At 38.4% G+C, this 13309-nt stretch carries 11 protein-coding genes and 1 pseudogene; 2 read left to right on the forward strand and 10 right to left on the reverse strand.

All coding sequences use genetic code 11. The annotated features are described in order from the left end of the window. Nucleotides 1-8: 8 nt before the first annotated feature. The 3 genes from larE to ACO1D1_RS23510 form a co-directional block, all read right to left on the reverse strand. Nucleotides 9-812 (reverse strand): ATP-dependent sacrificial sulfur transferase LarE, encoded by an 804-nt coding sequence (larE, locus tag ACO1D1_RS23500; RefSeq protein WP_149869136.1) that lies wholly within the window; start codon nucleotides 810-812, stop codon nucleotides 9-11. A gap of 131 nt (nucleotides 813-943) precedes the next feature. Beyond that, on the reverse strand, nucleotides 944-1714 hold the full coding sequence (locus ACO1D1_RS23505) for an SDR family oxidoreductase (protein WP_149869135.1): 771 nt from the start codon (nucleotides 1712-1714) through the stop codon (nucleotides 944-946). Between the two features lie 17 nt (nucleotides 1715-1731). After that, nucleotides 1732-3000 (reverse strand): lactate racemase domain-containing protein, encoded by a 1269-nt coding sequence (locus ACO1D1_RS23510; protein ID WP_149869134.1) that lies wholly within the window; start codon nucleotides 2998-3000, stop codon nucleotides 1732-1734. A 250-nt stretch (nucleotides 3001-3250) separates the two neighbouring features. On the opposite strand from ACO1D1_RS23510, the gene ACO1D1_RS23515 reads away from it, so the two are divergent. Beyond that, nucleotides 3251-4414, forward strand: a complete 1164-nt coding sequence (locus tag ACO1D1_RS23515; protein ID WP_149869133.1) for an ROK family transcriptional regulator — start codon at nucleotides 3251-3253, stop codon at nucleotides 4412-4414. A gap of 41 nt (nucleotides 4415-4455) precedes the next feature. Here ACO1D1_RS23515 and ACO1D1_RS23520 read toward each other — a convergent pair whose 3' ends face one another. From ACO1D1_RS23520 to uxaC, 7 genes and pseudogenes are all read right to left on the reverse strand, one after another. Next, entirely contained in the window at nucleotides 4456-5316 is an 861-nt protein-coding gene (locus ACO1D1_RS23520; protein ID WP_149869132.1) for a sugar phosphate isomerase/epimerase family protein, read from the reverse strand. A 3-nt stretch (nucleotides 5317-5319) separates the two neighbouring features. Next, nucleotides 5320-6324: a Gfo/Idh/MocA family protein gene (locus ACO1D1_RS23525; RefSeq protein ID WP_423337338.1), complete on the reverse strand. Its 1005-nt coding sequence runs from the start codon at nucleotides 6322-6324 to the stop codon at nucleotides 5320-5322. A gap of 70 nt (nucleotides 6325-6394) precedes the next feature. Then, nucleotides 6395-7555: a Gfo/Idh/MocA family protein gene (locus ACO1D1_RS23530; RefSeq protein ID WP_423337339.1), complete on the reverse strand. Its 1161-nt coding sequence runs from the start codon at nucleotides 7553-7555 to the stop codon at nucleotides 6395-6397. Between the two features lie 2 nt (nucleotides 7556-7557). Beyond that, the gene (locus ACO1D1_RS23535; protein WP_423337340.1) at nucleotides 7558-8445 is read right to left on the reverse strand and encodes a sugar phosphate isomerase/epimerase family protein; all 888 of its coding nucleotides are present in this window, start codon (nucleotides 8443-8445) and stop codon (nucleotides 7558-7560) included. Continuing rightward, the gene (locus ACO1D1_RS23540; protein ID WP_149869131.1) at nucleotides 8446-9357 is read right to left on the reverse strand and encodes an AraC family transcriptional regulator; all 912 of its coding nucleotides are present in this window, start codon (nucleotides 9355-9357) and stop codon (nucleotides 8446-8448) included. It abuts the gene before it with no gap. A 214-nt stretch (nucleotides 9358-9571) separates the two neighbouring features. Further along, nucleotides 9572-10984 (reverse strand): NADP-dependent phosphogluconate dehydrogenase, encoded by a 1413-nt coding sequence (gndA, locus tag ACO1D1_RS23545; protein WP_423337341.1) that lies wholly within the window; start codon nucleotides 10982-10984, stop codon nucleotides 9572-9574. A gap of 138 nt (nucleotides 10985-11122) precedes the next feature. Further along, a pseudogene (gene uxaC / locus ACO1D1_RS23550) lies at nucleotides 11123-12527 on the reverse strand (glucuronate isomerase). 313 nt (nucleotides 12528-12840) lie between these two features. On the opposite strand from uxaC, the gene ACO1D1_RS23555 reads away from it, so the two are divergent. Next, the gene (locus tag ACO1D1_RS23555; RefSeq protein ID WP_423337342.1) at nucleotides 12841-13134 is read left to right on the forward strand and encodes a winged helix-turn-helix transcriptional regulator; all 294 of its coding nucleotides are present in this window, start codon (nucleotides 12841-12843) and stop codon (nucleotides 13132-13134) included. The last annotated feature ends 175 nt before the right edge of the window (nucleotides 13135-13309 follow it).

Here is a 13309-nt window from a genome sequence, read left to right on the forward strand (position 1 = left end):
ATTATTATCTATTTTGATAGTACCTTATTCATACTGCCGCTCTGATATCCTATTAAATCTAGTGTTATATATTTATATCCATATTCTTGAAGCTCTTTTACTATCGAATCATGATTTTCTAAAATAATCCCCATATCACATGGTTCAACTTCAATTCGGGCAATTTCCTCATGTGTTCTGACTCGAACTTGGCGAATATGAAGCGATTTTAAATAATCCTCAGCTCTTTCAACTTTTGATAGTTTTTCTTTTGTAATAAACTCACCGTATGCAATCCGAGATGAAAGACAGGCTAATGATGGTTTATCCCAAGTTGGCAAACCCATTGTTCGAGAGAGTTCCCTGATTTCATTTTTAAACAAATCCGCCTCCTGCAGAGGACCTCGGATCCCCTTTTCCTTTGCGGCCTGCATTCCGGGACGAAATTCATTCATATCATCGGCAATCACACCATATATGACATTTTGAAAGCCCAGCTCTTCCATAACTGGGATTAAATGATCAAACAAACTGCTTTTACAGAAATAGCATCTGTTTTTATTATTCTCTGAATATCCAGGAATGGCCAGTTCTGATGTTTCAATAACCTGGTGCCTGGCACCTATTTGTTCCGCAAGGATTTTGGCCTCTTTAAGCTCACTTGAGGGATAACTTTCAGAGTCCGCTGTTATTGCCAACACATGATCTTTCCCTAGTGTGTCCAATGCAGCCTTAAGCAAAAACGTACTGTCTACTCCTCCTGAGAATGCCACAACGACCGAGTCCATGTCACGGAGAATAGACTGTAATTTTTCATATTTCTCTGTCAGCATTGTCCTTTTTCCCCTCCACCAACAAAATCAAATCTAAGCCGCCATTTTAACATATTTCATAGGGCTAGGAATTATGTGAATCCTTTTTATTAATATCCCGCTTCAGCACGCGGTTGCTGGAACTTTTCTTTTTAAATTGTCATGCTGCCGAAACCGCCGTCAACACGGATCAAGGCTCCGGTTACAAAGCTTGATGCCTTTTCTGAAGCGAGCCAAACCGTTGCCCCTTGAAGCTCCTCCGCTTCCCCAAAACGGTTCATAGGTGTATGTCTCATAATACTTTCAATTCTCTCTTTATCTAATATTTTGCGATTTTGTTCAGCTGGGAAGAATCCTGGGATAATCGCATTGACACGAATACCATTTGGTGCAAATTCCCGAGCTAAAAATTGTGTCACGCTATTGATTCCGGCTTTTGATACAGAATACGTAAATACACGTGAAAGCGGTGTTGTTGATGAAACAGAAGAAATATTAATAATGCTTCCTTTACGTTCCTGATCGATCATTCTCTTTCCAAAAATCTGGCACGCTAAGACGATTCCTTTTAGGTTAATTTCCATAATTTTATCATATTCATCCATGCCTAGTTCAAAAAATGGTGTAGAGCTATTTGTTCCAGGTGCATTTAACAGAATATCACACCCGCCAGACCATTGTTCAATTTCATCAGCAAGTCGGTTTAAAGAGTCCTCAGAACTTACATCCGCTTGAAACGCTTTGGCCTCTCCGCCCGTTTTCACTATTTCATTTACCACTTCTTCTGCTTTTTCTAAATTGCGGCCGACAATAGCAACTTTAGCCCCGTGATCTGCCAATCCCTTTGCCATTGCTGAACCTAATACACCATTCCCGCCAATCGCCACTGCAGTTTTTCCTGCTAAATCAAATAATTGTTTCATTTCTCTGCACTCCCCTATTAAAATAAATTGCCGTTTTCATCGAATGGAAAATCGTAAAGATCTGAGATCTGCTCCATATTTGGATGGTTTTTTATAAATCTTAACAGCGGCTCGGAAACTTCAATCTCACTTAACTTTAAAGTGTTTTTTATCCGAACCAATTTAACATTTCTAAAATCTAAAATATTGCATGTTTTTATGGCCGCTTGAAGCGCCTGTTTATCGTTGGGTAATGTTGTTGCAATTTTGGTTGGAGCTACTACGGTTGAAGTTAAACCATTTGCATAGGTTCCTTCTAAGTCCATTTTGTCCAAGAGTCTCTTCGTGGTAAAATCAGCCGTTCCAACTCCATTGGCATTCCCCTCAGAAGCAAGTGTTACATCAAGCACCACCATTTTGTTTACATCCGGACCGCCAGTAGCGTATGGGGTTGGATAACGACCGGTAATATTTGGGTCCATCCCATCCCCGCTGATATTTTTCCCAATTTCGTCAATCACTAAGACATCCAATTGATCGAAAAATAACTTTGGTAATAATGCTTTGGCTTTTATTTGTAAATCAGGTTCTTTTTCAATAATCTCTTCTGGGGTTAATACATCTACAATCGCCACTTTATCAAATGCATTCTCAACCGTAGCAACCCCGAAAAGGAATGGTGTTTTTTCCATAATGATTTTTGCCATTGCCGGTACATTTTCTGCCATATATTTAAAACCCATTTGATGGCATGCCTCGGCTCCTTTTTGTTTCCCCAGGCCAATACTAATCATCTTCATAATGCCGCTTTCTACAGGTCCCCGAAAAGCTGTATGGGGCTTCACCCGATTGATGACGACAATGCCGTCTGCATCTGAAGCATATTTATCGACATAAACCGGTAACCCATTAGGCAGTTCACTAATCTTTACTACTTCCATTGATGAGCGAATCTCACAACCAGCACTTTCCTCTGTAACACCAAGATGTGCTAACACCTCACGCTGACCTTCCGCTGTTGCTCCTCCATGACTCCCCATGCTTGGGACGATAAATGGCTTTGCACCTAACTCTTTTAAAAACTGTACAGTTTCAGCCGTTAATTCTACGATACGGTCAAGTCCCCTGCTGCCAACAGCGATGGCGATCTCCATGCCAGGCTTAACTGTTTTCCTAATATGTTCTTGCTGCAATTTCTCCTTTAAAACTGCACCAAGGTCCGCTATTTCCTTGTCATCAAACTTTACTCTAATCTTTGCCATTTTTGGTACTGGAATATCTTTTAGTAATTCTTGAAGTATACCCACGGACAACACACTCCTTTTCATTATGTAAGTGTTCCTCATTGGAAAAATTCCATGTAAGAAATAAGAAGATTACCTAAAAACATTCTCACTTGTAATCCCTCTCAATATTCAAGCTTAAAAAAGGTTGTGAAGTTATTTTAAATTAATTTGTTTACCAAACAAACTAATTACATGTATAATATCATTATGCTTACTTTCCGTCAATAAATATGTAGCATTATCTACGAAATTTTAAAAAAGGAGCGATTTAATGATTACTGGCGATGCTGCATACATTAAAAAAATCAACCGTTCGTTAATCGTAAGCAAAATTATTGAGCACGGGATGATATCCAGAGCCGATTTAGCGAAAATTACTGGGTTAAACAAAGCAACCATCTCTGTTCAAGCTGCTGATTTATTAGCGGAAGATTTACTTATTGAAACACAGCAGGATCATAAAAACCTTGGAAGAAGGCCCATCATGCTTTCGATCAATCAACAAGCCGGTTTTGTTTTAGGAATTGACCTCGATAAGAATTCGATTACCTTTGCCCTATCTAGTATAAGCGGATCTCTTATTCAGATCGATACGATTGAACTCGAGACTGTTGATTATAATGCTATTTTAGCATTACTGATTAACCATATTAAGGGTTACAAACGGCAATGTTCCCGCACCCGGTATGGCCTTGCGGCTGTGGTGATTGGAATTCATGGTATTGTAAATAATGATGAGATGATTTATTTTGTTCCGCAGCACCACTGGCATAACAAAAACTTAAAAGATGATTTACAAAATGATATTGGAATCCATGTTTATATCGAAAATAATGCTAATTTATGCTCTTTTGCTGAAAAGGTGTACAAACATCATCAATGTGAAAACTTGTTATCGATTAGTTTGTATTCCGGAATTGGGCTTGGGATCATGGTGAATGGTGAAGCTATGAAAGGGTATCACGGCTATGCAGGTGAGATTGGCCATATGATTGTCGTACCTGATGGAGTACCTTGCAGCTGTGGAAATCTCGGCTGCTGGGAGCAATATGCATCGGAGTCAAACTTTATCAAACAATTAGCTCAAAATCTGAACAAACCCAATTTAAGCTATCATGATATTCAACAATTAATCTTGGAGCAAGACCCTGTGATATCTCAGCAAATGCAGCAGTATATAAAGTATTTATCCATTGGACTTAATAATATTATCAATCTGTATAATCCAGAGATTTTAGTCATTAACAGTGAATTGTTACAACTCTATCCCAATGCTGTATCATTAATAAAATCCAATCTGAATTCCACTATTAGCCATTATTGCGAGTTGCTTGTCTCAGACCTTGGAACCCGGGCATGTGCTATGGGAGCTTGTTCCTTTGGGATTAAAAACTTTTTGGAAGTTTCAAAGATCTGTTTAACTATTAATGAGTAGATGGAAGAGAAGAGGCAGCTGTTTCAACAGCTGCCTCTTCTTTAAAACCACTCAGAATATCCTAATTCTCTTAAATGCTTAGCAGAGATGTCTAGGCAATCAAATGGGTCGCGTCCATATGTGTCATCTTGTTCAACTAAGAAATACTGCGCCCCGCTTTCAAGTCCAGCTTCTACAATTGCTTTGATATTAAGATTACCTTCTCCAAGCTCAGCAAATTCAATTGTATTCGTAAAGATATCAAAGAATTTAGACATGTCTTTAAAGTCAACGTTACTTAAATCCATCTGTCCGATACGATAATCTTTTAAGTGCAATAATGAAATCCGGCCTGCATATTGTTTAACAAACTCGACTGGATTTTCACCAGCTCTTTGGATCCAGTGAACATCAAGTTCAAAGCCAAGCTTAGATGTGTTATTTTTAATGAGGTCCAAAAGATAGACACCATCGTATTTTTGGAATTCAAGGTGATGAGTATGGTAGTATAATTCGATACCGTGATCAGCTAATTTATGTGCCATAGCTTCTGCTTTTTCAATAAATTCCATGATTTTATCTTTATGGCCCATAACGGTTAATGGCAGCATCCCGATACGCAGGAAGTTACAATCAAGCGTCTTACAATCACTCACAATTTTATCAAAATCATTCGTTAAGGTCTCACCAGGTGCACCAGGAAGCATTGGCTCTAAAGCGGCAGACATAGCAGCAATTTTAATATCAAAATCTACACTTGCTCTTCTTAATTCTGCCACATTTTCTGGAGTCATCGGAATTTGCGAAACTTCTACCGCATGATAGCCAAGTTCACTTACTTTTCTCATTGTTTCATAGGCACCTAGTTCTTCCACTTTGCCTTTTAACATCATCATTTGGACACCAATTTTACCTTTTTTCACTGCTTATCCCTCCATTTGAATTGATTGTCTTGTTTCAGAAGATTTACGTATAACATCAATCATTTGAATCGCTACTGCTGCTTCTCTAGCATGAACATAGTTGTCAGTATCCTCTTCAATACATTGATGGAATAGGTGAATTAGCTTTTTATGGCTTGCTCCATAATAAAATTTAGTACCAGGAACTTTTGCATCCTCAACTAATTCTTCTTTCTTTCCATCTTCATTTACCCTAGTTAATATACTATCCTTAATGGTAAATTTACCATTTTCTAAAATTACTTGAAGTTCCACACTTGAATTCACGGCATTTGCATTTGTAGCAAAGAATAAACCAGTGGCACCGCTTTCAAATTGCATTCGTGCAGACGCTGTGTCTTCCACTTCAATTCCGTAGTCAAGCAACTGATCCACATTACCTCGGATTGATTCAATCTTTCCGCCTAGCAATTGCATTAAATCTATTGTATGAAGGGCTTGATTGATCATCACACCGCCGCCGGCATATTTCATTTGCCCGCGCCAAGGCTTCGCGTCATAATAGGATTTTGGCCGATACCATGCAACAAGCCCCTTAATTCCCACAATCCTGCCATACTCGCCGCTCTCAACGATTTCTTGCAGCATTTCAAACGACTCATTATATCTATTTTGAAAGCAAACACAAATCTTTATATCGGGATGTTTTTGCTCCAATTCCACAAGCTCCAGTGCTTCTTTCGTATTTAACCCAAGCGGCTTTTCAAGAAATACATGGATACCTTTTTCGACACATGCCTTTGTTACAGGATTGTGCAGATAATGCGGCAGACAGATATGAACGACATTTAATGCTTCTGATTCCAACATTTCTTGATAGTCGGTATAAAAGCGTGCTTCCGGAACAATGTCTCGTGCACCTTTGTCCAAATCACAAACTGCAGTCAGTTCCACATTCGGGTTTGCTTTTATGGCTGGCAGATGGATGGCTGAAATATCTCCGAGACCAATTAATGCTGCTTTTAACATAAGCTTGTCCCCTTTTTAAAACGAACTCAGGCGCCTTATTTAGCGCCCAGAGTTCGTTTCATGTGTTTGATTACTTTCTAACCGGATATTTACCTTCTTCTACAATACGTTTATTTAATTCTTCTAAGAATAATTCCTCATCAAATGGTACTTCAACTTCTTTTCCTAACCAGCTTGACAGGTGCATGGCATTTGCTAGTCTAACCCCATTAATGCCGTCGCTGCCAGGAGCTAATAATGGTGTGCCTTCCACAATCGCAGAAGCAAAATCTTCTAATACAGCAATGTGCTGACCGCCCCAAACGCTTTCAAATTCAATTACTTCCTCAGTGAAAATATCACCTTGCCCGCCGCCCATAAAGATACTCATCACATCTTGCATGCTCATGGTTGCGCTCATTTCATTTTCAGGCTTATTTAGGCGTTTGATAGTGATTTTCTTACTATCATCAACCACGATTTTTCCTTTATCGCCATGGATTTCTAAACGGTCTGTCCCTACTACATCGTGTGTCTTAGTTACAAATACACCAGTAGCACCATTTCCATAATCAAAAACAGCCGTTACATCGTCCTCAACCACAATATCTCTTTGATAGCCAAAGTTTAATTTTGCATAAACCTTTTTCGGCATGCCGCAGATCCATTGAAGCAGATCAATTTGGTGTGGCGCTTGGTTTACAAGGACACCGCCCCCTTCTCCGCCCCAAGTTGCTCTCCATTCACTTTGATTGTAGTAGCCTTGAGGTCTCCACCAAGTAGTAATAATCCAGTTGGTACTGCGAATGCTGCCAATCTCACCATTATCAATAAGTTCTTTTAGTTTTTTATAAAGTGGATTTGTACGCTGGTTAAAGAAGATGGCAAACTTAAGTTCAGGTTTTGTTGCTGCAAAGTCGTTTAACTCTTTCACTTGTTTTGTATAAACACCAGCTGGTTTTTCCACTAATGCATGAATGTTTCTTTTTAGTGATTCGATTCCCATTTCAGGATGCAGATAATGCGGAACAGTTGTAACAACTGCATCAACATCACCACTTTCAAGCATATCGATATAATTTTCGTAGAAAGGAACACCAGGATATTTCTCTTCTGCTACTTGTTTTTTAGCAGGATCATTATCACAAATCGCACCAATCACCATGTTTTTAACTTTGCCTTCAGCGATGAAATTAGCGTACATACCACCTTCTGCACCTAATCCAATAATCCCTAATCTTACATCTGCCATAATTAAATTCCCTCGCTTTCAATTTTGTTAAGAATTTCTAATAATGCTTCATATTGAAGCTTGTAGCCGCCGGCTCCGTCTAGCCCTTTGTTGTCCTTAATAATGTCTGTTGCATTTTCAAGCTCTAAATCCTTTAATGAATCAAAAAGGACCAAATGTGGCTCAAGTGTTAAAAAGCCTTTATAGCCTGCAGTAATAAATTGAGAGAGAAGTTCGGGAATTTTCCCTTCCCCGGTTCCGCAAACAACATTTTGATTATCAGTCGTTACAGCATCTTTAATGTGGATATACACTACTTCATCTTTTAGTAAATCGTAGCATTCCTGGGTATCCTCACCACATTGTACAAAGTTCGCAAAGTCAAAAATTGCTTTAAAGGACGGTGATTTTACCTCTGTTAAAATCTCGTGACAGCGTCTAGCAATATCGCCATATATATCCTTTTCGTTTTCATGCAATAAAATGATATTGTATTTTTCAGCAATCGCGGCATATTCCTTGATCTTGCGAATGACATCATCACGATACATATCAGGGTTGTCACCCTTTGGAATATAGAAGCTGAAAATACGAATATATTTACAATCTAACAGGTTGCTAATTTGGCATAGGGTTTCAAGCATTTCCTTTTGTTTTGAGAATCCCTCTTCATCATTGATAAATACCTTACCAATTGGCGAGCCAATTGAGGAAACACCAATACCCGCTTTTTGCAAACGCGGCTGAACATTTTCTCTTATATCCTCAACTGTAAAGTCTCCAATGTTTTTCCCATCTATGCCGCGTAATGATAGATACCGCATGCCGAGGTTCGAAACAACCTCAAGCTGTATATCAAAATCAGACGAGATTTCATCTGAAAAACCAGAAATCAATAAATCTTGATTCATTTATAGGGAATCCTCCTTCTGTTTAGACATGCTGGATGAAAGTTTATTTTTTCGGTAACGAGATGGTGTTACTCCTACTTTTTCCTTAAAATAACGGCTGAAATGGGCAATACTTTCAAATCCTGCTGCACTTGATACTTCAGACAAGGTAAGATTTGGTTCCATTTCTAACAAAAACTTTACCTGATTTAGCCGGCAGCCCATTACATATTCCATCACAGTAAAACCTGTTACCTCTTTAAAAACATGTGAAGTATAATATTTGCTTAAATTAAGCTCAGTCGAAATCCGGTCTAAATTAACTTTTTCAGCATAATGGTCTTTTATCCATGAGGCAATCGCCTCGGCATGAACTTCCTTTTCAGTCTTTTTACTGGTTACATGAGCTAATTCTTGTTGGCTCATTTTATAAATTCTCAAGAGCAATTGTACTAACTCAAGCTTGACTTCAGCCTCTAACAGGTCATTCTTTATGCCTGTCCGCTGCATTTCTTCATCCTCATGTGCCAGCAATCCGGCAATTTTTTTCATCTGGCCGTCAATATACTGGCCTGATTCATTGTATCCTGTTCGTAATAGAAAATTGTTGAGCTTTTTAAATGGATCCAATAAATCAGGGATACCAAGTACAGAGGCGATTTCAGCCATCCATGCTGGTGAAAAGTGCAGCATACTCCTTGTATAAGTGCTCTCTATGTTCGGGTTCGGTTTATGCAATGTCATGCCATCTAAAAGGATAATATCACCAGGATGCAATTCATAAATCCGATTACTGATTAAATACTTACAATCCCCTCCGCAAAAGAAATAAATTTCATATTCATGATGGGAATGAAATTGAATGGAATAGGAATCTACGCCTTGGACCCTGTACAATGCTGTGATCCAGTTATTCATCATTACTTGATTCATAACACCACCCCTTCTAAGTAAGCGTTATCAAATCTTAATATAATTTTAATCCCTCTATACTTAAAAAGCATTCTCCCTAAATGCTTATTTTATAAATAAATTTGACTGATATTGCTTTTTACAATGAAATCTAAGACAACTTTTTCAAAAAAAAGAGACAAAACCAGTCCATTCATGGAAAGTTTTGTCTCTAATAAGGAAAAACATGTGAAGCTTACTCCATCCAGTTAGTATGGAATACCCCTTCCTTGTCAACACGTTGGTACGTATGTGCACCGAAATAGTCACGCTGTGCTTGCAAAAGGTTTGCAGGAAGTGTTTCCGTACGATAACTGTCATAATATGCGATTGCACTTGCAAACGATGGAACTGGAATCCCACGCTCAATGGCCACTGCAAGAACTTGACGCAGTGCAGATTGATAGCCTTCAACGATTTCCTTAAAGTATGGATCTAATAATAGATTCGCTAATTCTGAATCGCGGTCGTATGCCTCTTTAATTTTTTGTAAGAATTGTGCGCGAATGATACACCCGCCGCGGAAAATCATTGCGATATCTCCGTAGCGAAGATTCCAATCATATTCTTCAGATGCTGCACGCATTTGGGCAAAACCTTGTGCATAAGAACAAATTTTGCTCATATATAATGCTTTTCGAACGGCTTCAATTAACTCTTCTTTATTCCCATCAAATGGTTTTACAGCTGGACCATTTAACACTTGACTAGCTTTAACACGTTCTTCTTTCATTGCTGAGATAAAACGGGCAAAAACCGATTCTGTGATAATTGGAAGCGGCACACCTAAATCTAAAGCGTTTTGGCTTGTCCATTTACCGGTACCCTTTTGTCCGGCAGTATCGAGAATCAAGTCAACCATTGGTTTACCTGTTTCTTCATCCACTTTTGTAAAAATATCTGCAGTAATTTCAATTAAATAGCTGTCTAGCTCTCCCTTATTCCACTCAGCAAACACATCATGAAGTTCTTCTGTGCTTAAACCAAGGACATTCTTCAAAATAAAGTAAGCTTCACAAATTAATTGCATATCCCCATATTCAATTCCGTTATGAACCATTTTCACATAATGACCTGCACCGTTTGGTCCAATATATGTACAACATGGATCTCCTTCAACTTTTGCAGAAATCGCCTCTAAAATTGGCTTTACTAAATCATATGCTTCTTTGTTACCGCCAGGCATAATGGATGGCCCTTTTAATGCCCCTTCTTCCCCGCCGGAAACACCAGTGCCGATAAAATGGAAACCAGCATTTGCTAGTTCTTTATTACGTCTAATTGTATCTTGGAAGAAGGTATTCCCTCCATCTATTAGGATATCTCCTTCTTCAAGAAATGGTTTTAATGAATCGATCGTTCCATCTGTTGCATTACCAGCTTTAACCATTAATAAGATTTTGCGTGGTTTTTCTAATGAATTAACAAATTCTTCAACGGTACGAGCACCGACAAAGTTTTTACCTTCTGCCTCATTCTTCAAAAACGCTTCTGTTTTATCATATGAACGGTTAAAGACTGCAACCGAATAGCCGCGGCTTTCAATATTTAAAGCAAGGTTTTTCCCCATTACCGCTAGACCAACTACACCAATTTGTTGTTTTGACATATTAAATCCCTTTCCTTTCTAAAAATCAGTATGATCCTATTCTATCCTATTTTTGTTCCTAACTCCTATAATTAAACACTTATTTTACATATGTAATCAAGGAAGAGACCTCAGGTGAGCTCTCCCTTTGCGAATCAATTATCTTTCTAAAAAGAATTTTTCAGCATTAGAATAGCAAATATTCCGTACCATTTGTTCCATATGCTTCATGTTGTTCGGAGCCAAGCCATGCTCAACCCAGTCGCCTAGAATATTACAAAGTATACGGCGGAAATAGTCATGACGGGCGTAGGACAGGAAACTGCGGGAGTCCGTCAGCATACCAATAAAATGGCTAAGTACGCCAACGTTAGCATAGTCCTTCATTTGTCTTTCCATTCCATCGATATGATCTAGGAACCACCAGCCAGAACCTAGTTGAACTTTTCCAGGAATACCTTCTTCATAGAAGTTCCCCATCATACCAGCTAATACAACATTATCTTTTTGATTTAGGTTAAACAAAACTGTTCTTGGTAAGGCATTTTCCTTATCAAGCGCATCTAGGAAGCGGGACAAGCCTTCCGCCATATTCGCTTCACCAACAGAATCAAATCCTGTGTCCGGTCCAATAAGCTCTTTCATTTTTGTGTTGTTGTTTCTCATTGCGCCCATATGGAGCTGCATGACCCATTGTTTTTCAGCATACATTTTTCCTAATTCTTTTAAAACGAAAATTCGATAAGCAACGATTTCTTCGTTTGTAAGTTGCTCCCCGCTTATACGTTTATTGAAAATGGCTTCAACCTGATCCTTGGTTGTTTCCACATACTCCATTTTTTGAATATCATGATCGGAAGCACGGCCACCGTTTTCATGGAAATATTCAACCCGCTGTTTAAGTGCCGCTAAAAATCCATCGAATGAATCTGCCTTAATACCTGAAACCTCAGCTAATTTTTCAATCCAGCTAGTGAAAGTAGGACGATCAATGAATAGCGCACCATCAGGACGGAACGTTGGAGCAATAATCGTTTTAAAAGAATCGTCATTTTTTAAAAGTTGATGATATTCAAGGCTTGAAATCGGATCATCTGTTGTGCCAATAAACTTTACATTAGACTTTTCAATGAACGCTCTTGCGCTATATTCTGGTTTCTGTAACTTTTCATTACATTTATCCCAAATCTCACGCGCAGTTTCCGGACTTAGCAATGTATCAATGCCGAAATACATTTTCAATTCTGAATTGTGCCCAATGATAAACAGGATTTCCGATTAAATGAGGCATTGTTTCTGCCCAAGCTTCGAATTTCTCCCAATCAGAAGCATCACCGGTAATGTATTTTTCCGATACGCCATGCATCCGCATTGTCCGCCATTTATAATGGTCTCCCCCAAGCCATATTTGAGTAATATTTTCATATGACTTATTTTCCCATACTTCTTGAGGATTTAAGTGACAATGGAAATCAAAGATTGGTGCTTTTGATGCTGCATTTTCATATAGTTTTACGGCTGTCTCCGAATTTAACAAAAAGTGTTGGTCCATAAATGCTTTCAAAGTATTCCTCTCCTTTTTCTTCGTTAATTATTATTTACAGCAGTGACTGTAACCCCTTACAGAAACAGGATAAAATATTTTTTAAATTTAATTTTATTTAATTTGTTTATTAAACAAATTAATAATACAATTACCATATCATGATTAGTTTGCTTCGTCAATTGACAATTTATGAATTAATTTAAATATGCTAAACCATGCTTGCCATTAGCTGTTATAATAGTAGTAGATTGTTTGAAAGGGAAACGCCGATTGGCGTGTCCCTGGGATAGGATAGTATCCTTTCCTATCCGTTTAGAAATGGAGGATAAGAATGGTTACCGGTGATGCGGCTTATATAAAAAAAATTAATCGCTCCTTAATTATCCGAGAAATTGTAAAAGAAGGAATGATTTCAAGAGCAGACTTATCGAAGGTTACTGCTCTAACACGAGCAACGATCTCAGCACAAGTAGCAGACTTACTAGATGAAGGATTAATTGTCGAAACACAACTAGAGCATAATCATGTCGGCCGGAAGCCAATCATGCTATCTTTAAACGGACAAGCTGGGTATGCACTTGGAATTGACTTGGATTATGGTCAACTTATCTTTTACCCTATCTAATCTTCTAGGTCAGCCTATTTCTTCCACTACTATTGAAATAGATACTACAGACTACTATGAGATTCTGGATGAGCGGTGCATGAAAACGCGAAAGCGTTTCACGATAAATGCGAAAACGCCTATCTAGGTTTGTTGGGTTTGTGGTTATATTGGCTTACTGAACCAAGTACAGGAC

The sequence above is a fragment of the Neobacillus sp. 19 genome (assembly GCF_049463095.1).
Taxonomy (GTDB): domain Bacteria; phylum Bacillota; class Bacilli; order Bacillales; family Cytobacillaceae; genus Neobacillus.

Bases quoted from the DNA above. Each gene is read 5' to 3' on its own strand.
- larE (WP_149869136.1), bottom strand. From the start codon at position 812: ATGCTGACAGAGAAATATGAAAAATTACAGTCTATTCTCCGTGACATG.
- ACO1D1_RS23525 (WP_423337338.1), bottom strand. From the start codon at position 6,324: ATGTTAAAAGCAGCATTAATTGGTCTCGGAGATATTTCAGCCATCCAT.
- ACO1D1_RS23540 (WP_149869131.1), bottom strand. From the start codon at position 9,357: ATGAATCAAGTAATGATGAATAACTGGATCACAGCATTGTACAGGGTC.
- ACO1D1_RS23535 (WP_423337340.1), bottom strand. From the start codon at position 8,445: ATGAATCAAGATTTATTGATTTCTGGTTTTTCAGATGAAATCTCGTCT.
- gndA (WP_423337341.1), bottom strand. From the start codon at position 10,984: ATGTCAAAACAACAAATTGGTGTAGTTGGTCTAGCGGTAATGGGGAAA.
- ACO1D1_RS23530 (WP_423337339.1), bottom strand. From the start codon at position 7,555: ATGGCAGATGTAAGATTAGGGATTATTGGATTAGGTGCAGAAGGTGGT.
- ACO1D1_RS23505 (WP_149869135.1), bottom strand. From the start codon at position 1,714: ATGAAACAATTATTTGATTTAGCAGGAAAAACTGCAGTGGCGATTGGC.
- ACO1D1_RS23515 (WP_149869133.1), top strand. From the start codon at position 3,251: ATGATTACTGGCGATGCTGCATACATTAAAAAAATCAACCGTTCGTTA.
- ACO1D1_RS23555 (WP_423337342.1), top strand. From the start codon at position 12,841: ATGGTTACCGGTGATGCGGCTTATATAAAAAAAATTAATCGCTCCTTA.